This window comes from Leptospira limi (assembly GCF_026151395.1).
GTDB classification, from domain to species: domain Bacteria; phylum Spirochaetota; class Leptospiria; order Leptospirales; family Leptospiraceae; genus Leptospira_A; species Leptospira_A limi.
Genome location: NZ_JAMQPV010000004.1, coordinates 1 through 19,100, shown reverse-complemented (window position 1 = coordinate 19,100; position 19,100 = coordinate 1). Strand labels below are relative to the sequence as shown.

Here is a 19,100-nt window from a genome sequence, read left to right as displayed (position 1 = left end):
GGACCTGTGTTAACAAGTCTCTCAAAACAAATCGTAAATGCATTTCCCCTTGTTTTACTTGGAATTGCAGGGATAGGGTTTCTGGAACCAGAAAAAATTTCTTGGTTTAAGGGGCCTTGGATCACTTACAGTTTAGGCCTCATTATGCTTGGGATGGGATTATCATTAGAAGTGGATGATTTTCTTAGGATTTTCAAACAACCCAAACCAATTCTAATCGGAACTATCTTGCAGTATACCATCATGCCTTTGTTAGGTTATTATCTTGGTTTTTGGTTTCACTTACCTGAAGCCTATGCAGTAGGACTGATTCTTGTATCGTGTTGCCCTGGTGGAACTGCATCCAATGTCATTACTTTTCTGGCAAAGGCCAATGTTCCACTCAGTGTCACTCTGACTTCTGTTTCGACGATCCTTGGTATCGTATTCACTCCCATGTTAGTTGCATTTTTTATTGGCAGTCGTTTGGAAATTGACCGCTTGGGACTTGTTCTCACCACCTTCCAAGTGATCCTTTTACCTGTTGGACTTGGGCTTTTTCTCAAATCTTTTTTCCCAAAAGCTACAGAGAAAACAAAAGATATTTTTCCCGTACTATCTGTACTCCTCATTGCGATGATTGTTGCTTCCATCATTGCCAGTGGGAAAGAGACCATCATTACTTCAGACTACCGAATTTTTTTAGCAGTGATTTGTTTGCATTTAGGTGGCTTTGGACTCGGGGGATTCTTTGCTTGGATCCTAACTCGGGATCCCAAAATTTCCCAAACCATTTCCATAGAAGTGGGAATGCAAAATTCTGGGCTTGGGGCGGTCCTTGCCAAGACCCATTTTGCCGATCCAAACACGGCAATTCCTAGTGCACTTTCGAGTCTCACGCATTCTTTACTCGGAAGCCTCTTCGCTAGCTATTTTCGGAAGGAATTGAAAAAACCTGCTATTGTCGATTGACTATATATGGGGTCGGTACGTCATGGCATAAATTATGAGAGAAATCATAAAACTAACCTGTGTCCCATGTGCGATACCTGGGCGGTCAAATTACTTCCAGACTAAAAACAAAAAGACAAAGTCGGAAAAACTTGTGACAAAAAAATATTGCAAATTTTGCAAAGCACACACGGATCACAAGGAATCCAAAGTCTAAGGAATAAGATGCCTAAACCAGCTGCAAAATCCTCCGCCGAGAAGGGAGTAGACAAGAAGTTCATCGAAGAGGTGCGTGAGCTCCTCCAAGAGAAAAAAGAATCTCTTCTCATCAAACTCAACCAGTGGGAAGATACAAGTTCTCCTTCTGGCCTTAAGGAAATGGGAGATATTGCAGACATCGCATCCGAACTCAACTCAGAAGCCCTCACTTCTGTTTTGACAGAAAACGAAATTGAGACTCTACGTGAGATCGAACTCGCTTTAGAGAAAATTGAAAACGGAACCTATGGCATTTGTGAAGGGACAAAGAAAAAAATCCCCCTTGCAAGACTCAAAGCCATCCCGTGGACAAGATTCACCGTAGAATTCGCGGAACAAATGGCAAAAAGTCGTAACCGTGCAGGTGGTTACCGAATGGATTCCCTTTCGGCTTACCCCACAACGGGAATGGATGTAGATTCTCTCGACTAGAGAGAATCGTCTGATTTTCTCTTAACACCGGTTTTAGAAGTTTTACCCTAAATACAAACTCTCCTTTCGTTTTCCCTACATCGAATTCTCTTTTTTACCTGAAAATACAATTGATTCGCCATACCAGTCCTTAAACTCTTTCTATCGTGAGATTTTTAGAAAGGTTTCGTTCTTTACCAATCCTTGACTTAGTATTTTTTTTTGGTGCGAGTATTCTCGTTTGGAACTTACACCGTTACGTAGAGCCAGTTCCCCAATCACTCTTTTTTCCCTCCTTTTTCTTCCAGTTTTCATTTGGTTTTTTCCCACAATTGTACCAACGGAAATGGGGAAGGGTTTGGACGAGTTTATCGGCGGTTACTCTTGTTAGGCTTCCCTATTTATCGGGATTACCGATGGTGGGTTCTTATCAATTAGTGGGACTTCTTCTTGGTTCCATTCTTGGGATTTGGGTTCGAGAAACCTTACTTGTGTTAATTGGCAGAAATGAAACTGCATTACCAAAACAATCAGAACAAATCATTACCGACTGGATGATTCGAAATCCCACTGGAAAATCAAATTCTCCCATTTGGTATTCTACCTATTTTGGGTTTTTGTTTTTTATCTTCTGTTTAACGATTTTGTGTTTTTTAGAATACCAAGGGATCGGTATATTTACAGGGCTTGGTATCCAAGAATATTTGTATTATCCAAAACTTTCTTCAAGAGAAGCAATGGGGCTTTCTTGTAAAATTCTCATTCCACTCACACTTGTCATTTTGTATTTTTTTTCAGAAGAACGTTCTATGCCAACTCCATCAAAGGATAGTTTATCAGAACAGATTCGATTTGGACTCTTTTTAGGATTTGGAATCAATCTTTTGGTTATGTGTATCCAATCTATTTGGAGTTTGGAATTTTTTTCACAGGGAACTCATTTAAGCGTCAGTGCAGGACGCACAACAGGTTTTTTCCAGGACTCAGGATCGGCATCTTGGCTCCTTCCAATTGTCGGATTTTTATGGATGACAAAACTAACTCATATTTGGCGAAAATCAAAAGAACGTTTTAGTTTAATATTATTAATCCTTTCTTTCCTCCTTATCACCTGGTTGGGATTAAAACAAGGAAAGGCTTTTTGGGTGATATGGGGAGTAACAGTTTTAGTTGGATTCATCCAACTGATAACGGATTTATGGATCTTGTCACCAAAAACCAAAATTTTCACACAAATTGGGCTTTACTTCGCTTTACCAGTATTAGGTTGTTTGGCATTATATGGCATCAGTTTGGTACCAAAAGAATGGGATCTTGTGATCTTAGCAAAACGATTTATGTTGTTTCTAAAATCATTCCCTAGCTCTCCCAGTTTAGCCTTCCAACAATTGGATTTAGTCCGATATGAGCTCATCAAAGTTGCAAATTTGGGAATTCATGAAAACCTTTGGATGGGGAATGGGATTGGATCTTTTCCCTTGTTTTTACTTTCCCCAGAACAAAATGGATCAATTGCCAACATTCCCTTCGTTGACTTCCCACCTACATTTTACCATTGGATGTTGTATGAATTAGGAATCCTTGGTTCCATTGTATTTCTTTTTTATATCGGGATTTTCATTTGGGAAAGAGGGCTTTGGAAACAAGGCATTTTACTTCTCATCCCATTTTTATTTGGAGTCCAAATCCAGAATTCGGATGGTGCCTTTTTATGTTTTTATCTCATTCTTTTAGGAGAAAAAGGAACTGGTTATTCTCCCAGTTTTGATAAGTATAGGAAAACGATTTGGTTTTCTCCCTTACTCCTCATCTTGTCAGTTGGTCTGCCTTTAAACTACAGTTTGTTTCATTCACAGAAATTTTTAACCTATGGAATTGGGTCGGAATTTCGTAAAAATGAAACCAAAGATTATCAAATCGCATATACAATCCCTCCTGTATCACCTAACTATGAATATGAATTTCATGGAAAAATTTGGGAATGGAAATTGGTAGATATAAATGTTTCCCGTAGTGGCCGAATCTTCTTGGAAACAAACTCCAAATCCTCTCTTGTTGGAATTAATTTTTTAAATATAGAAAGAAATCAGATCAAAAAAGAATTATTTACGGAAACTAAGTCTGGTTATGTTTGGACTGGAGACGCTCCCAAAGGTGCTACTTACATCCAAATTCATACCAGATCTAAATTGGAATTTCGATTACCAAAATCCCAATTTGATGGTTTAGGTCGATTTCAGTTTTAAATTAAGAAAATTCATTCACTGTGCTTAGGTGAGCCTACGGATGTACAAATCCTTGGTAATTTGAGCAACAGTTTTTCCATCTTCACCAACAACGAGAGCCTCATAGGTTCGGATTGTTTTTTTCTCTTTTTGTAAGAGATTTTTGATTTCTGCAAATTCAGAATCAGGAAGATGGAACGTTGCTGTTACAGTGCCTTCACCTGGTTTGACAAAATCGATTTTTGCACCTTTGTCCCAAACCATATAATCTTTTCCTAAATTCATCATGAGTAAAAACATAAAAAATGGATCACACATAGAATATAAGGAACCACCAAAATGGGTCCCTACATAATTTGTATTGGAGAGAATGAGTGGCATGGAAACTACCATTGTGTTTCGATCGATGAGTTTTGGTAGTATGTTGGCCCCTTCATATGGTTTGAACATTCGGAATGCCTGTTCAAAACCATATGTTTCTTCTAAAAATTTCCAAAGGGGATGAACTTTGTATTCGAGTAATATCTCTCTATTTCTCATTCACCCAGTTTTTGAATTATAGAACAATCGGTCTATCTATTTTCAAGTGGTTCCCATCATCATCTTATCTGTGACAGAATGGATCTCTTTAATTTGTGATTTTAAAATTTCAGTCGTTTTTAAGATGACTTGTTGTGCAGAACGAATCTCTTCGCATTCATTTTGGATTGTATTCGATAAGGATTGGATTTCGTCTAGGTTTGAATTGATCGTAACAATCTCACCATAAACCTCACCAGAAGTATCTCTCACACGTTCTGCAACATCATCTAGTGTTTTTGCTTTGGAAAGGATAGCGCCACCTCTCGACTTTAATTCCTGAATGGATTGTACAACTTCCGCTATAGTTCCATGAACAATATGAATTTCCGAAGCGATGAATTGAAAGGCATCTCCCGATTCAATCCCAAGTTTTTCTGCCTTTTTATAATCATTCACATTTTCGTTTAAGATTTTCGAAATCTGTTTTGCATTGTTTGCCGTCATTGTAGATAAATTTTTAATTTCGTCAGCAATGACCGTGAATCCTTTCCCTTCGGAACCAGAGTGAGTTGCCTCAATGGCCGCATTGATTGCTAGTAAATTCGTTTGTTTGGATACTCCATTAATGAAGTCGATGAGTTTTAGAATATTCCCTGAGGACTCACTGATCCTTTGGATTGTAAAATTGGTATCATTTACTTTTTTTCTACCATCCTTACTTAATTGGACTAAATTTTCCATTGTTTCATTTCTGCTTTGTATCTCAGCTATGACGACGTTTACAATTTCAAACATGATGTTGATTTCTTCTGAAGTTTTACCCACTGCATCCATAAGTTTTACTTCTTCTGAAGCGAGTTGGGAGACAATTTGGTACACACGATCGATGTCACCGCCTGTCGTTTGAATTTTCTCATTTAATTCAATGATATGATTGCCAATGGCATCCAATCTTTTTTGTAAATCAGAACATGTATCTGTTAGAGACTCCGAATATTCGTGGATATCAATTCCATATCCGGAAAGTAATAAAACTGGATCAGCGGCTAAATGATTTGAGACTATATCTTTTTTTAGAATATTTTTATTTTGGATCATTCGAAAAATAGAAAATACGAAAGTAATAAAAACCACCGATCCAGCAATAAATTGGATTATTACTGGGAGAAGTCCGTAAATGGATTGGTATCCAAACATACCTGCGAGGAGGAGAAAAAGGACTAAATTGATAGAATCATTCCAAACCAAACGAGAGTAGAGTCTCTCTTTTTCATTGAAGATTTTTTGTTGTGGCATTGGTTTCCCTAATTTTTTGTAGGATTCATTTTTTTTGACGTAATTTTAACAAAAAATACATCTAATATTTAGACTATGATATTCACTAAAAGGGAAATTGAAGAACACTATCCGCTTTCAGAACGATTGCGTTTAGAAAAGGCGAAATCACAGAATTCCGTCATTTATTGGATCAATGAATTGATCCGAAATCAAGTCAGAGGGACTGAGGACGTAACAAGCCTCATTGAAGTCACAAAAGATTTGGTAATGCAAGTGGAAGACTTATACGCAGAAAAAGAAAATTCTGTGACAAATGCGACAGGGAATCCGTCAAATTCTATAGAGTCAGACTCCATTGAAGAACAAATCTCTGATTTATATGCGGAAAAGGAAATGTTGTTAAAGGAAACAAAAACCCATTCTATTTCTGAGGTGATGGAACTCATCCGAGGAATGGAAGAACAACTTAATTCGATGTATTCAGAATACGAAACATAAAACACATTCGGACAGGAACGAAATTAATGAGCAAATTTATAGACCCAAGTATTTTAGGTAAACTCGGATCCCTTAACCAATCGGAAGCAGATGCATGCCCATTTGGAATTGTAAAGGTAGATGAATCAGGTAAAATTTTACTCTACAATAAATATGAATCGGAACTTGCCAATGTTCCCATTCAAACAGCGGTAGGGAAAAACTTTTTCACGGAAGTAGCAATCTGTACCAATAACCGTATTTTTTACGGTAGATTCAAAGAAGGTATGATTTCAGGTGATTTGGACATCGCTTTCAATTATGTTTTTACTTATAAAATGAAACCTACCAATGTGGTGATTCATTTGTATCACGACAAAGCTACAAACTCAAATTGGATCTTTGTAAAACTAAGATAAAAGAATTTTATCGATTCAAAAAAACTGGGAAAGATTCCATTCTTTCCCAGTTAGTCATCATTCTATCAAATACAGTTTATCCCTGACATATTCTTCAAGCCCTGACAAACTGATTAAATAACCGGTTTGTTTATCTTCCTCTGGGATTTGGTGCCCTAATTTTTTTTCCAATTTCAAAATGAGTTCACTAAAGAGGATAGAATCCATCCCACAATCATAAATGAAATGTTGGTCTGGTTTTGGAACCGAACCCAATATTGATTCAAGTATTTCAGGAATTGTTGTTTCCGAATTGATGTTTTGGATGTTTTTTCCTTTTTCTTTTAGCAATTGAAGCCTAAGGAATTCTTCAAAACACAAACCTGAGATTTTGGAATAATCAGTTTTCCCGTTTGGTAATTTTGGGATCTCGTTTTGTTTGACAATCACTCTTGGAACATGACTACTTGGGAGTTCATTGCGTAATCTCTGGTAGATTCTATCGATCGGAAGTAAAGAATCCGTAAATAACCCAATTGTATCACCTGTTTCATGATGGACCGGTACACAAAAAAACTGACCTTCGAGTCCTAAACCAAGTATTTCTGATTCAATTCGGTCCAAAGACACTCGTTTTCCTTTGTGTTTAATAATACGATCTTTCCTACCGAAAAGATAAAATCCGAGATCCGAATTTTCTCCTAAATCTCCTGTCGCATAATATGAATTAGTGGGTATTGTAGATAATACCCATTCACTGGATTGTAAGGAATAATATTGTTTTGAAACAAATGGACTTTTGACTAAAAGTTCCTGATTTTCCTCTACGGATTGGAATTGAAATTCTACATTCGGTAAAAATTGGAATCTATTTTGCCTAAGTGGGTCACGGTAACCCATTCCGCCTGTCTCTGTGGACCCATAAATCTCTATGATTGAAATTTCTGTTTTTTCTCTAAGTTCCCGAGCGAGTGGTACTGGAAATTTCATCCCAGAAACAATGGCTCTTCTTGGGAGTTGCAAACCTTGTGATAACGCCAGTTGTAACTGAGGGGCAGAAGTAATGCAGAGAGTCGTTTCCGAATGTTTATATCCATCCCCAAAGACAATAGGGATTCCTAACTGTTTTGGAAGTAAAAATCCCCAGAGAAGGCCGTAGAGATGGCAAAACGGGACTTGGACTTGGAATTCGTTGGTCCCATCTAAAAAACTTTGGATGTCTTTTTCGTTTGCCCAATCTTCAAGTTCTGAATGGATTTCAGCCCACTCTTTCCATACTATTTTTGGGACTCCAGTGGATCCGGATGTCACTAAACCAAACGATCGGTGGTTCGGTGTTTTTAAGTCAGGAAGAGGGAACTGTTGGAATTGAGTTTCTAACTTCGTTCCTTGCCAAAGAGGATCCACAAGGATCGGATGGTGGAACTCAAGGTCTTTGAAAAAATTGCCAGATAAAAAGTAATCTTTGTCAGCGAACCGTAAAAGAGAGGCCATAAAACAAAAATCCTCCCTCCGTGGTTTCGGAGGAAGGATTTCTTTTGTTTAGGTAGAATTGTTTTTAAGCGGCTTTTGGATTTCCCATTTTACGTTTCATGAGAAAACCTAACGCAGCTCCTACGACGATCAGGCTTGCTGATACTTCCAAAGCATTCTTACGAACCGCTTTGATGAGGTATGCAGTAAATCCGTTGTCTGTGTAAAAATCACTCACTCTGACTACATAGGATGGTCGGTTTGGTGCAGGGATTTGGTCGATGTGTAAATACCAATCCTTATGAGCAACACCATTGGAGTTCATCCAAGAGTTAAAGAAAATGTAACCAGAAGTTGATGGTTTGCGAATGTCAGCACCTTCTGTTGGGTGGTTGAAAACACCTGGAACGATGATCGCCCAAGGGAAACCATTTTTATCGAGGAAGGAGTCTTTTCCTTTTGCATCTTTGAAGTAACCTGGACGGAAAATTTGTCTGAAAACACCGTCAGTTTTTTGGTTGATTGCAAGGAAGTAGTTTAGGTGTCCCCCAACTAGGTTCTTAGTTGCATTCAAATCCACTGGTTCTTCGAAAGTAATCGTAACTTGTGCAGTTACCCCTCTTACGAAGTCATTGATTGTAAAAGTAGATCCAGCTGCTGGAGCATTTTTCTTTCCAAACAATGTTTTATCAGAACTTGGGAGGATTAATACACCACGTTTGAGTTGTGCAGGGGTTAATGTTCCACCAGTGCAATCACCTGCAGTATTGGCAGTGTATTTGGGAGCAGACGCACATCCATTCCATGGGTTTCCACTTCCATCAACGTAACTGATTTGAACATTAGCATTTGTTGGAACATCAAGTGAAAGTCTCAATTCGTGATTGTAACCTGCACCTTTTGCAACATGTGTATAGGTTCCACGAATGATTTTTACTTTGTTAGTCGGTGTTTTGTCCATTTCAGTACTGAACACTGTAGAGTGGTCATTTAAGTCCGCATCCCCTGCAGAAGGGAACATGTCCTCAAATGCAATTGTATAACGACCAGTTCTTGCAATGGTTGCTAAACTTGGGTCATCTGGGAATTCGTCATAATTATTTGCAATACCATCACAATCCGAATCAACTGCTTGCACACAACCGTTGACTGGTTGGAAATTGGTAGTGTCTACATTGATTACAGGTGCTACCACAACAGTGCCTTCTGAATTAGATCCAGTTGCTGGTTGTTGTACGGGAGCTGATCCCACGATTTCCACAACTTCTCCAGTTGTTGGATTCACACCGACAACACTGATATCAACAGAAACAACCGTAGGGGGGACACTGATTGGAATGGTGACTGAACCATTGCCGTTAGTAGTTCCGACTCCCACAACGTTTGGTTCCCCTGTTGTGATCGACTCCGTCACAGTGACAGGAGCGTTGGTCACTGGACCTGCCTCATTCACAATCACAACGGTAACTGGTACAGTGATATTCGTTTCAAAATTAAAATCTCCACCATTGGTTTGGTCAACCACAGTCGTTGTTGTTTCATTATTAACGGTTGTAGGTCCAGGAGTTGGCGCAGCTGGAGTTGGTGTTGGAGTGACTACGGAAGGAGTTTCGGAATTACCAGTATCACCAGTGTTTGTATTGGAATCAGGTGTAGTCACTTGGCTTGGATCTGTTGTTTCCAATCCTACCACAGTAAATGTTCCATCACCATCATTTGCGGAAGCCGTTGTGGCTTGTGTAGTTCCGTCGCCGAGCCCTAAAAAGGGGAGTAATAACATTCCTTTTTTCTTATTGGAGCAATCCAGAAGAAAGAGAGGAAGCACCAAAAGAATGATCCATCGATTCATATTTTTTTCCTACCTGTATAGGAGATTAAACGACAAATATTGAAAATAATCAACGCTTTTGCAAAAAAATTAGGGAAATCCATGGGATTTCTGGGTAGAAGTACGAACAGGGATCAAAAAAAAGGACAATTTTCGAAACTGATCAGACATAATTGCTTAAAAAAGCATCATTTTCCCTTTTTTGCAATATGGGCAACTGCATTTCCAAATACAAAATTCTGAAAACGGACATTGGTAAATCCAATTTCTGTTAGGATCAGAGAAAGTGTTTCTTGGTCGGGGTAAAGTTTGGAAGAATGGGGGAGGTAATCAAACATTTCGTTTTGTTTCCCATACAACAAATACCCAAATAAAGGAACGATTTTAAAAAAGTAAAAATCAGCAAAGTATTTCAGAAATTTGGGTCTCACACGACCAACATCCAAATTGACGTACACTCCATCTTTCTTTAACACTCGTTTGATCTCAAAAAGGCATTTTTTTAAATCCGAAACATTTCTTAGGCCAAAACCCATTGTTACAATATCAAAACTCCCTTCGGGAAATTGTTTGAGGTCCATGGCATCACCTACAAGGAGTTTGACCTGTGTTTTCCCTTCTACCTTCGGGAAAGCATAGGATAACATCTGTTCTGAAAAATCGAGTCCAACTACCGTTTGCAGTTGGGGATCCAAAGATAACCGATACGTGATATCACCTGTACCACAACATAGATCCAATGCAGATGTTGCTTGGGGGACCTCTTTTTTAGCTTCTTTGACAACCCAATCTTTCCAGATTCGATGTAGGAAAAAACTATTCCAATCATTGAATCTGTCGTAAGCTCTTGCGATTCCATCAAAGTTCTTTCTTACATATTCGGGTTTCTTTTCTTGGGAAGGCAGTTTGTATTGGTTCATAGAGGTCGATACATCCATGAATTGGACATTTTCAATTCCCGCAATTTTGATTTTTATTCTTCTTTTGGCTTTTTCGATGATTTCTTTGGCTTCTTTTTTGCGATTGTTCCTTGGATTTCGAAAATTGGAAGAAAAGGAAACTAGAATGAACTGTTTCCCGAAAGAACCATCGGAAGATGAGTTGGATTTGTTTTTTTCTCCATTAGAACGAACAACCCATTGGTTCCCAACCATCGCTTCCTTAGCTATGTTGCTTGGTTTACTTGGAACAGTGATTGGGATCAACACTGCCTTTGGAGAAATGGAAGCCCAAAAAAAGGTGAGTTTGGAAGTTTTGGCAGGCGGAATCAAAGATGCATTGAATACAACGATTGCCGGGTTACTTGTAGCCATTCCTTCCTTGTTTTTCCATCGAATCATCGAAAATAAAATTCGATATTTATCTGAACTGATCGCAAAAGACCATACCAAAACAGAATGAAACTCAGAAAACCGAAACAAGAATCAGGTATTGATATTAGCAGTTTGATTGATGTTTTGTTTATCCTTTTGATCTTTTTAATGTTAGCTGTTCGATTTTCAGAACCAACTTCTTCCATTTCATTGGATTTACCTAAATCAAAAACAGAAAGTATTGGAAATGAAACCTATGCTTTTAAAATTCAAATCAGGGCTAGTGGTGATTTATATAAAAATGATACCAAAATGGATATGGATACATTTGTAAAAACCTTAGAGAGTAATTCTGATCCAAACAAATCTGTAAGCTTAGAAGTAGACCAACACATTGAATTTGGAACGTTTGTAACAGTCACAGACATTTTAAAACAAAAAAATTACCAGAAAATAGAGATTAAAACTGAAAAACAATGATCCCTTAAAGGGAAGAAGATTGAACCAAATCAATTAAAAATTTATATCGTTTGTTCTTTACTTTTTCGAGTAAAATTGTTTTTCCTTTTGCTTCCGAAGTGATTTTACCTAATAGTTGTAATAGTTGGCCAAAGTTTTGGATTTTGATCAGTTGTAAAATTTCATTTTTAAACTGATTGTCTTCAGAATTTAGAAAGTTCCTTACATATTCTTTTTCTTTTTCGTCAGCATTTGTTATATGCCAAACTTCTTTAGAATTTGTAGGTCCAATTTTAGATTTAAGAATTAGATCATTTGGGATTTCCATCAACTGAAGAAGAGGTAACTCAAATACAAAAGTAGAACCTTGGTTCAATTCACTATCTACCTGTATCGTTCCTCCCAAAAAATCAACTAATTGATGTGAGATGGAGAGTCCAAGCCCTGTTCCTTCTTGGTAGGAACTCCCTTGTTCTGTTTGTTGGAAAGCTTCAAAAATAGAATGGAGTTGGTCTTTAGGGATTCCAATTCCAGAGTCTTTGACGGTAAAACAAACCAAATCAATATTAGGTTCCAAGCCTTGCTTAATTTGGATTTCCAAATTCACAAATCCTTGGTTTGTAAATTTCAACGAATTGCCGAGTAAATTGACTAATATTTGTCTAATTTTTTGCAGGTCTGCTTCATAAAATTTATTTTCAATTGTTTCTGGTTGTAGTAGTTCAAAATGAATTTGTTTTTCTGCAAATCGATACGAAAACATCGAAAATAATGTGTCCCATAATTGAACTAAAGAAAATTTTTCTCTAGTCTCTGTCATCTTACCGGCTTCTATTTTAGAAAGATCTAATATATCATTGATCATTCCCAATAAATGTACGCCATTTTCGTATAATGAATTAACATACCCTTTTAAATGATCTGGTAAATTGGGGTCCTTTTCTAATATTTGTGAGAACCCAATGACTGCGTGTAATGGTGTTCGAAGTTCATGTGTGATTTTGGAAAAAAATACTGATTTTGATTGGTTTGCTTTGATCGCTGCTTCTACAGCTTTTTGGAGTCGTTTGTTTTGGAGTTGGATTTTTTGAGAATAATCATTAAGTTTATCTTCGGCTATTTTTCTGTCAGTGATATCAAAAACAGTGGATTTGCTAATGACAAAATTCCCATTTTTATCATACGTTGGGATAGAATTTAAACTCACAAAAAAAGTAGATTTATCCTTTCTAACAAACTCTAATTCAACTCCAGTTAATGTTTCTTGAGGGAAGGAATGAATGATTTGTTGGAATTTTTCGAAACTACTATGAGTTAATAAATCATTGATTCGAAAGTTACCGACAATTTCTTCTCTTGTATATCCCAACCAATCCAATTCAGTATCATTGATTGATACTAAAATGTTATCTTTATCGAGAGAGTGATAACCACAAGGAGCATTGTTATATAAATCCAAAATCCGTTCATAGGATTTCATTAAGTTTTCTTCGGCAATCTTTCTGTTTGTAATATCAATCCCTATCGATAATACTTCGTATGGGTAACCAAATTCGTTTTTTAAAATGCGATTGGACCAAGTAACAGTGCGTTTATCATCTAATCCTATATATACATCAAATTCTTGACGAATGTTTTGTTCCGGACGATGAAAGATGTTCCATAATAACGATTTGATTTCATTTGATTTTTCAAAAGGTACCCGAAACAAATCTAAGACTAAGTCTTTTCCTTCGGCCTTGTCTTTTGCCATTTGAAAAAATTCTTCAGCGTAAGGATTTACAGAATGGATTCGAAAATCAGGGCTCCAACGTATGATGATTGAATTTGCAGTATCATATATATCTTGGAATTGTTTTTCTTTTTCTCGAATGACTCTTCCAATTTCTTCAGCGTTGATTAAATTTTTTCGGAATAATATTTTCCTTAGTTTTTTTTCTCTTCTATATGCATTACGATAGAAGTAAGCAAAATACAAAAGAGTCGCAGCGATTCCAATGGATATGATTTGTTCTATCATTTTACTTCAAGTAATAACATAGTCATATCATCAGCAACCTTTCCTTCAGAATACTTTAACACTTCTTCCGAAATCGAATCCAAAAAATGTTGGGATGATAAATTGATGTTTTTTTCCACGATTTCCGAAAATTTTTGGTCTCCTAAATACTCTTCTTTTTCATTCGGCACTTCAAACATACCATCTGAAAATAAAAACAATCGATCACCCGATTGTAATATGATGTCTTCATTTTTTGTATTCAATTGATCTGGAAACATCATGAGACAAAAACCTTTTGTTCCCAATTTTTGAATATTGTTTTTTCGAATTAAAAACATGTGATGGTGACCTGCCATGGAATAAGAAAGTAAGTTTTCCTCAGCACGGTAACGAATATAAACTGCACTTATGAAATGTGTACTGATCAAAGGAGTGAGGGTATTGTGAATCCAATATAAACATTCGCTAGGTGACAAAAACGATTTGTTCATTGTTTTGAATGTAATAATTGCCATGAGAGACACCATTGCAGCTGCAATTCCATGCCCTGTTACATCGCCAAATAGGATATCCAAATCTCCCGACGGAAGCACATCATAAGTTATCAAATCCCCACCAACTAAATCCATAGGTTTATAAGAAGTGTAAATTTCGTATAAGGGGGAGGGTGGGAATTGAAATGTTACCAGTTTCTCTTGGTTTGTTTTTGCTAACTCTAAATCTTTCTGAATGGCGTACAATAAATCGATCCGTTCCTTTTCTAAAGTTTTGATTTTGAGGTGGGTTCGAATCCTTGCTAAAATTTCAGATTCTTGAAAGGGTTTTGTGATGTAGTCAACAGCTCCAGTTTCTAAACCTTTTACTATATCACTTGTTTCATTTAATGCTGAGAGAAAAAGGATAGGTGTATTTTTATGACGTTCCATCGTTAAAAGTCGTTTTGCCACCTCGAGTCCGCTGATTCCTGGCAATAAGATATCGAGTAATATCAGATCAAAATCCAAAACTTCCGCAAGTTCTAAGGCATACTCTCCATCGTATGCAACTGCAACTTCATAACCTTGGCCAAGTAAAATATGGGTGATGATTTCCATATTGGTTTCATTATCATCAACGACTAAAATTTTTGCGGCTAATTTAGAATTCACTATGCAAAAAGGATGATTTACAAAAAACTTTTGGCAAGGTTTTTTTAAGAGATAAAAATTCTCTCCAAATCAAATGAGAAAGATCATCCACATTGATATGGATGCATTTTATGCATCAGTTGAACAACGTGACTTCCCTGAAATGAGAGGGAAACCTGTTGTTGTTGGTGGATCTCCGCATTCCAGGGGGGTGGTTTGTGCTGCAAGTTATGAAGCTAGAAAATTTGGAATTCGATCAGCGATTTCATGTTACCAAGCATACAAACTTTGTCCTGATGCAATTTTTACTCCTCCACGATTTGATGTTTATAAATCAGTATCAAAAGAAATTCGTAGGATCTTTTTGGAATATACTGATTTAGTCGAACCCTTATCCTTAGATGAAGCTTATTTAGATGTAACATTGAACAAACAAGAGATTCCACTTGCCAGTACAATCGCCAAAGAAATTCGAAAAAAGATTTGGGAAAACACAGGGCTCACTTGTTCTGCTGGAGTTGCAACAAACAAGTTTTTGGCGAAGATGGCTTCCGAAAAAAACAAACCAAACGGATTGTATGTCGTTTTACCAGGAGACGAAATTTCTTTCTTGGATGAATTACCTTTATACCAATTTTTTGGGATAGGGAAAAAAACTTTTGAAAAACTCCAACACTTAGGTTTTTCAAAAGGGAAAGATTTGAGAAAGGCGGAGGAATCATTTCTTGTCCATGAATTTGGAAAAATGGGTGCTGTATTTTATCGAATGGCAAGGGGGATCGATGATAGAGAAGTTATCCCTTTCCGTGATCCTAAGTCCATTGGTGTGGAAACCACTTTCACTCATGATTCTGAGGATTTTTCTTATTTTTTACTCAAATTGGAATCTCTTGCAAAAGAACTCGAAATGAGAATGTTGAAAAAAAACAAAAAAGGTAAAACACTTACCTTAAAAGTAAAATTTGAAGATTTTACTGTAAAACAAAAATCAATTACTTCTGACGTTGTTTTCTTCTTGGCAGACAACCTTTTCCAACAATCCTCGAACATGTTGGCAAGTGTTTGGAAGGACAATTTTGATCCTCCTAAAAAAATTAGACTTTTGGGACTATCAGTTTCTAATTTTTATGAAAAAGAAATTCCGGAAGACCAACCTTCCTTGTTCGGATAATATATGTTAGATGATGAAAACGATTTAGAATCTTTAGGACCATTAAAGGTATTAAGAGTAAAAGGGGACCCTGACGCTCCCACAATAGTTTTGTTTCATGGTTATGGTGCTAGTGCATTTGATTTATACCCCATCCATGAAGTTCTTGTTACAGACCAAAAATTCAATTGGGTTTTCCCACATGGCCATTTGAGTATTCCACTGATGCCCGGGTATTCGGGGCGTGCTTGGTTCCCCATTGATATGGCCGCTTTAGAAGAAGCGATACGAAAGAATGATTTTCGAAATTTTGCAGACAAAGACCCAGAAGGTATGGATATCGCAAGAGCTTCCGCATATTTGATGTTAGAAGCTCTTGGTGTGCCTTGGAACCAATTGATTTTAGGTGGTTTTTCGCAAGGAGCAATGCTTGCAACTGATATTACACTCCGAAACGAACTAATATCCAAAGGATTAATGATCCTTTCAGGAGCCTTAGTCAATGAGACTCTTTGGAAAGATTTGGCACCTAAAAAATCAAACTTAAGGTTTTTCCAATCTCATGGCGAATACGATCCTATTTTGGGTTATGCCAATGCGAAAAAACTGGAAAAATTACTTCGAGGTTCTGGTTTGTTAGGAGAGTTCATATCCTTCCCTGGAGGACACGAAATTCCCGCTCCTGTGGTCCAAGGGATTAGCCGTTATCTGAATAGTTTGTCCTAAATCTAAGACAAACTTAAAAATTGAAATGTCAATAGGGTAACAGTTCTGTCTAAGTTCTGGATGGTTGTTATGAAACATTATTTTGCACTCTTTTTTGTTCTGGGGATGTCCCAATCGTTAATAGCACAGAACTTTGATCACAAACATAGTGTTTGGGACTTGTTACTCAAAAAACATGTCAAAAATGGACTTGTCTCTTACAAAGGATTTATCTCTGACTCATCCCAATTGAATAGTTACCTCGACCAACTAACAAAAGTTTCTGACAGTCAGTACCAATCCTTTTCTGAAAAAGAAAAAATCAGTTTTTTGATTAATGCTTATAATGCATTTACTGTAAAACTGATAGTGGACCATTACCCTGTGGACAGTATCACTGACATTGGTTCACCGATTTCAAAAATCAATTTAGCCAGAGGGATTCCTTGGAAAAAAGAATTTTTTAGCCTACTTGGGAAATCCAGACACCTAGATTGGATTGAACATGAAAAACTGAGAAAAGATTTTATGGAACCAAGGATTCATTTTGCGATTGTATGTGCATCCATTGGCTGCCCAATTTTACAATCTGAAGCTTATACACCTGCAAATTTAGAAAAACAATTACAAATAGCAAAACTAACGTTCTTAAAAAACTCTAAGAAAAATTCTTATGATAAAAATACAAATACACTGTATCTAAGTAAGATATTCAACTGGTTCCAACCTGACTTTACCAAAAAGACATCACTCATCCAATTTATACAAGATGGATTTGAAGATACGATCAAACCCGATGCCAAAATCATTTACAATGAATACAATTGGGATCTAAACGAATTGAAATAAGAACCCATTCGATCCATAAAGATTGAAAGTAATCTGATAGATTGGTTTTGTAGATTTTATGAAACCAATTTTAATTCGTAAGTGATTGTAGCCGTTTTTTCCAATGTTTTAGCAACGGAACAATACTTTTCTAAACTCAAGTCAATGGCTCGTTTTACTTGTGACTCTTCGAATTCTCCTTTTACAAAAAATTTCAAATGAATTTTTTTGAAGAGATTGGCTTCTTCTACTTTTTCACGGTCTGCTTCCACATCCACTGAATAGTCTTTCACTTCAATGCGATACTTGTTTAAGATCATGATGACATCAATGCTACTGCAACCTGCAAGTCCCATGATGAGAAGTTCCATTGGCCTTGGACCAGAATTTTTGCCACCAATTTCGGGTGAGGCATCGATCCGAATGGAATTGCCTGCTTCGTTAGTTGCTTCTAAGACAAATGGGGCTTCGATACGTTTTAAATGAATGTGCATAAATCATGTTCCACACAGGCGGGGGATTGGCCCCGCCACTTTTCCACTATTTATTCGGTTGTGGTGTGTAACGTAAATAAGGTTTGATTGTACGAAACCCTTTTGGGAATTTTTTCTTTGCATCTTCATCGGAAACTGATGGAACGATGATTGTATCTTCTCCGTCTTTCCAGTTGGCAGGAGTTGCAACACTAAATTGAGAAGTGAGTTGTAAAGAATCAATAACCCGAAGTAACTCATCAAAATTTCTTCCAGTGGAAGCTGGGTAAGTAAGAGTGAGTTTTACTTTTTTGTCTGGTCCTACTACAAACACAGAACGAACTGTCGTTGTTTCGCTCGCATTTGGGTGGATCATATCATATAAATTGGATACTTTTTTGTCAGCATCTGCAATGATTGGGTAATTTACATTTGTGCTTTGTGTTTCGTTGATATCAGAGATCCAACCTTTATGGCTGTCCACAGGGTCAACGGAAAGTGCGATCACTTTTACATTTCTTTTTTCAAACTCAGGTTTGATTTTAGCCACATAACCTAACTCAGTTGTACAAACTGGAGTGTAGTCTTTTGGATGAGAAAATAAAATCCCCCAACTTTGTCCTAAATATTCATGGAAGTCAATTTTACCTTCCGAAGTTTCCGCTTGGAAATTGGGTGCTTCATCGCCGAGTCGTAGTGCCATCTCGTGTTTCTCCTATATGAGTCAGATACTTCCCAATATTGAAACTACGCCGACAAAAGCAAGAAAATTATACAATTTATTGGATACTTTGTCTATTTTAGCAGAAAAATCTATGTATTTCCTACTTTTTAGTCCTTGTAAATGAACCGTCCCAATCCAATTCCGGAGGAGTTTCGATATAGTATTGGCACCGTTCCAAGAGAAGTTTACACGCTTCGTCGTGAGAGGACTGGTATAAGATTTCAAACTGCCGTTTTGCTTCCAAAAATTTACGATTAAAATAGGAAAATAGGGCAGTTTCGTATGCATTTACGAATTTTTTCTCTTCTTCTGACTCTTCTCCCTTTTTGCATCTCACTTCATATAGAGTGACTGGTTTTGATTTTCCTTTCACACGTACTGTATCGAGTTTCCGTGAGAAAAAATGGTCTTTGATTTCATCATGGACAAATTCCGAAACGAGAATACAAACCCCATAATCCTTACCTGCTGCTTCAAGCCTTGCTGCTAGATTGACTGTATCTCCCATCATGGTATAGG

The 19,100-nt window shown here is 37.1% G+C and carries 21 protein-coding genes; 11 read left to right on the top strand and 10 right to left on the bottom strand.

Annotated elements, in window-relative coordinates; genetic code table 11:
• Positions 1 to 6: 6 nt before the first annotated feature.
• From ND812_RS16710 to ND812_RS16695, 4 genes are all read left to right on the top strand, one after another.
• Positions 7 to 951, top strand: coding sequence for a bile acid:sodium symporter family protein (locus ND812_RS16710; RefSeq protein ID WP_265376492.1), 945 nt, complete (start codon positions 7 to 9; stop codon positions 949 to 951).
• A gap of 34 nt (positions 952 to 985) precedes the next feature.
• Entirely contained in the window at positions 986 to 1,147 is a 162-nt protein-coding gene (gene rpmG / locus ND812_RS16705; RefSeq protein ID WP_100715880.1) for a 50S ribosomal protein L33, read from the top strand.
• A gap of 8 nt (positions 1,148 to 1,155) precedes the next feature.
• Positions 1,156 to 1,620, top strand: a complete 465-nt coding sequence (locus ND812_RS16700) for a TraR/DksA family transcriptional regulator (protein WP_012476636.1) — start codon at positions 1,156 to 1,158, stop codon at positions 1,618 to 1,620.
• 146 nt (positions 1,621 to 1,766) lie between these two features.
• Positions 1,767 to 3,845: a hypothetical protein gene (locus tag ND812_RS16695; protein ID WP_265376491.1), complete on the top strand. Its 2,079-nt coding sequence runs from the start codon at positions 1,767 to 1,769 to the stop codon at positions 3,843 to 3,845.
• A 24-nt stretch (positions 3,846 to 3,869) separates the two neighbouring features.
• Here the strand turns inward: ND812_RS16695 and ND812_RS16690 are convergent, their stop codons facing one another.
• Both ND812_RS16690 and ND812_RS16685 read right to left on the bottom strand, forming a co-directional pair.
• The gene (locus ND812_RS16690; protein WP_265376490.1) at positions 3,870 to 4,364 is read right to left on the bottom strand and encodes a DUF4442 domain-containing protein; all 495 of its coding nucleotides are present in this window, start codon (positions 4,362 to 4,364) and stop codon (positions 3,870 to 3,872) included.
• Positions 4,365 to 4,406: 42 nt separating this feature from the next.
• Positions 4,407 to 5,642 (bottom strand): methyl-accepting chemotaxis protein, encoded by a 1,236-nt coding sequence (locus ND812_RS16685; protein ID WP_265376489.1) that lies wholly within the window; start codon positions 5,640 to 5,642, stop codon positions 4,407 to 4,409.
• A 75-nt stretch (positions 5,643 to 5,717) separates the two neighbouring features.
• Between ND812_RS16685 and ND812_RS16680 the strand changes: the two genes are divergently transcribed.
• Positions 5,718 to 6,122, top strand: coding sequence for a hypothetical protein (locus tag ND812_RS16680; RefSeq protein ID WP_265376488.1), 405 nt, complete (start codon positions 5,718 to 5,720; stop codon positions 6,120 to 6,122).
• Between the two features lie 26 nt (positions 6,123 to 6,148).
• Positions 6,149 to 6,520 carry a PAS domain-containing protein gene (locus tag ND812_RS16675; RefSeq protein ID WP_265376487.1) on the top strand — a complete coding sequence of 124 codons (372 nt, stop codon included), beginning with the start codon at positions 6,149 to 6,151 and terminating at the stop codon, positions 6,518 to 6,520.
• A gap of 57 nt (positions 6,521 to 6,577) precedes the next feature.
• On the opposite strand, the gene ND812_RS16670 is transcribed toward ND812_RS16675, so the two are convergent.
• From ND812_RS16670 to ND812_RS16660, 3 genes are all read right to left on the bottom strand, one after another.
• Positions 6,578 to 7,993 carry an AMP-binding protein gene (locus ND812_RS16670; protein ID WP_265376486.1) on the bottom strand — a complete coding sequence of 472 codons (1,416 nt, stop codon included), beginning with the start codon at positions 7,991 to 7,993 and terminating at the stop codon, positions 6,578 to 6,580.
• Between the two features lie 64 nt (positions 7,994 to 8,057).
• A complete protein-coding gene (locus ND812_RS16665) occupies positions 8,058 to 9,821 on the bottom strand; it encodes an LruC domain-containing protein (RefSeq protein WP_265376485.1) in 1,764 nt (587 codons plus the stop codon).
• 167 nt (positions 9,822 to 9,988) lie between these two features.
• Complete coding sequence (locus tag ND812_RS16660) at positions 9,989 to 10,720, bottom strand: ubiquinone/menaquinone biosynthesis methyltransferase (RefSeq protein ID WP_265376484.1); 732 nt, start codon at positions 10,718 to 10,720, stop codon at positions 9,989 to 9,991.
• Positions 10,721 to 10,865: 145 nt separating this feature from the next.
• Here ND812_RS16660 and ND812_RS16655 point away from each other — a divergent pair, with 145 nt between their 5' ends.
• Together ND812_RS16655 and ND812_RS16650 are read left to right on the top strand one after the other, a co-directional pair.
• Positions 10,866 to 11,201, top strand: a complete 336-nt coding sequence (locus tag ND812_RS16655; RefSeq protein WP_407658593.1) for a MotA/TolQ/ExbB proton channel family protein — start codon at positions 10,866 to 10,868, stop codon at positions 11,199 to 11,201.
• Positions 11,198 to 11,593 (top strand): ExbD/TolR family protein, encoded by a 396-nt coding sequence (locus ND812_RS16650; protein ID WP_265376482.1) that lies wholly within the window; start codon positions 11,198 to 11,200, stop codon positions 11,591 to 11,593. Before ND812_RS16655 ends, ND812_RS16650 begins: the two co-directional genes overlap by 4 nt.
• A gap of 4 nt (positions 11,594 to 11,597) precedes the next feature.
• Here the strand turns inward: ND812_RS16650 and ND812_RS16645 are convergent, their stop codons facing one another.
• Entirely contained in the window at positions 11,598 to 13,592 is a 1,995-nt protein-coding gene (locus ND812_RS16645; protein ID WP_265376481.1) for a PAS domain-containing sensor histidine kinase, read from the bottom strand.
• On the bottom strand, positions 13,589 to 14,722 hold the full coding sequence (locus ND812_RS16640) for a PP2C family protein-serine/threonine phosphatase (protein WP_265376480.1): 1,134 nt from the start codon (positions 14,720 to 14,722) through the stop codon (positions 13,589 to 13,591). The genes ND812_RS16645 and ND812_RS16640 overlap by 4 nt, the downstream gene beginning before the upstream one ends.
• 73 nt (positions 14,723 to 14,795) lie before the next feature.
• Here ND812_RS16640 and dinB point away from each other — a divergent pair, with 73 nt between their 5' ends.
• From dinB to ND812_RS16625, 3 genes are all read left to right on the top strand, one after another.
• Positions 14,796 to 15,872, top strand: coding sequence for a DNA polymerase IV (gene dinB / locus ND812_RS16635; RefSeq protein ID WP_265376479.1), 1,077 nt, complete (start codon positions 14,796 to 14,798; stop codon positions 15,870 to 15,872).
• A gap of 3 nt (positions 15,873 to 15,875) precedes the next feature.
• Positions 15,876 to 16,577, top strand: a complete 702-nt coding sequence (locus tag ND812_RS16630) for an alpha/beta hydrolase (protein ID WP_265376478.1) — start codon at positions 15,876 to 15,878, stop codon at positions 16,575 to 16,577.
• A 69-nt stretch (positions 16,578 to 16,646) separates the two neighbouring features.
• Positions 16,647 to 17,405: a DUF547 domain-containing protein gene (locus tag ND812_RS16625; protein ID WP_265376477.1), complete on the top strand. Its 759-nt coding sequence runs from the start codon at positions 16,647 to 16,649 to the stop codon at positions 17,403 to 17,405.
• Positions 17,406 to 17,461: 56 nt separating this feature from the next.
• Here ND812_RS16625 and ND812_RS16620 read toward each other — a convergent pair whose 3' ends face one another.
• From ND812_RS16620 to ND812_RS16610, 3 genes are all read right to left on the bottom strand, one after another.
• Entirely contained in the window at positions 17,462 to 17,878 is a 417-nt protein-coding gene (locus tag ND812_RS16620; protein WP_265376476.1) for an OsmC family protein, read from the bottom strand.
• 46 nt (positions 17,879 to 17,924) lie between these two features.
• On the bottom strand, positions 17,925 to 18,560 hold the full coding sequence (locus ND812_RS16615; RefSeq protein ID WP_265359496.1) for a peroxiredoxin: 636 nt from the start codon (positions 18,558 to 18,560) through the stop codon (positions 17,925 to 17,927).
• 121 nt (positions 18,561 to 18,681) lie between these two features.
• Positions 18,682 to 19,100, bottom strand: a 419-nt coding sequence (locus ND812_RS16610; RefSeq protein ID WP_265376475.1) for an adenylate/guanylate cyclase domain-containing protein, incomplete at its 5' end; no start/stop codon positions are given.

Coding starts and splice junctions, on each gene's coding strand:
- rpmG (WP_100715880.1), top strand. CDS start 986: ATGAGAGAAATCATAAAACTAACCTGTGTCCCATGTGCGATACCTGGG.
- ND812_RS16700 (WP_012476636.1), top strand. CDS start 1,156: ATGCCTAAACCAGCTGCAAAATCCTCCGCCGAGAAGGGAGTAGACAAG.
- ND812_RS16690 (WP_265376490.1), bottom strand. CDS start 4,364: ATGAGAAATAGAGAGATATTACTCGAATACAAAGTTCATCCCCTTTGG.
- ND812_RS16685 (WP_265376489.1), bottom strand. CDS start 5,642: ATGCCACAACAAAAAATCTTCAATGAAAAAGAGAGACTCTACTCTCGT.
- ND812_RS16680 (WP_265376488.1), top strand. CDS start 5,718: ATGATATTCACTAAAAGGGAAATTGAAGAACACTATCCGCTTTCAGAA.
- ND812_RS16675 (WP_265376487.1), top strand. CDS start 6,149: ATGAGCAAATTTATAGACCCAAGTATTTTAGGTAAACTCGGATCCCTT.
- ND812_RS16670 (WP_265376486.1), bottom strand. CDS start 7,993: ATGGCCTCTCTTTTACGGTTCGCTGACAAAGATTACTTTTTATCTGGC.
- ND812_RS16665 (WP_265376485.1), bottom strand. CDS start 9,821: ATGAATCGATGGATCATTCTTTTGGTGCTTCCTCTCTTTCTTCTGGAT.
- ND812_RS16660 (WP_265376484.1), bottom strand. CDS start 10,720: ATGAACCAATACAAACTGCCTTCCCAAGAAAAGAAACCCGAATATGTA.
- ND812_RS16655 (WP_407658593.1), top strand. CDS start 10,866: ATGAACTGTTTCCCGAAAGAACCATCGGAAGATGAGTTGGATTTGTTT.
- ND812_RS16650 (WP_265376482.1), top strand. CDS start 11,198: ATGAAACTCAGAAAACCGAAACAAGAATCAGGTATTGATATTAGCAGT.
- ND812_RS16645 (WP_265376481.1), bottom strand. CDS start 13,592: ATGATAGAACAAATCATATCCATTGGAATCGCTGCGACTCTTTTGTAT.
- dinB (WP_265376479.1), top strand. CDS start 14,796: ATGAGAAAGATCATCCACATTGATATGGATGCATTTTATGCATCAGTT.
- ND812_RS16630 (WP_265376478.1), top strand. CDS start 15,876: ATGTTAGATGATGAAAACGATTTAGAATCTTTAGGACCATTAAAGGTA.
- ND812_RS16625 (WP_265376477.1), top strand. CDS start 16,647: ATGAAACATTATTTTGCACTCTTTTTTGTTCTGGGGATGTCCCAATCG.
- ND812_RS16620 (WP_265376476.1), bottom strand. CDS start 17,878: ATGCACATTCATTTAAAACGTATCGAAGCCCCATTTGTCTTAGAAGCA.
- ND812_RS16615 (WP_265359496.1), bottom strand. CDS start 18,560: ATGGCACTACGACTCGGCGATGAAGCACCCAATTTCCAAGCGGAAACT.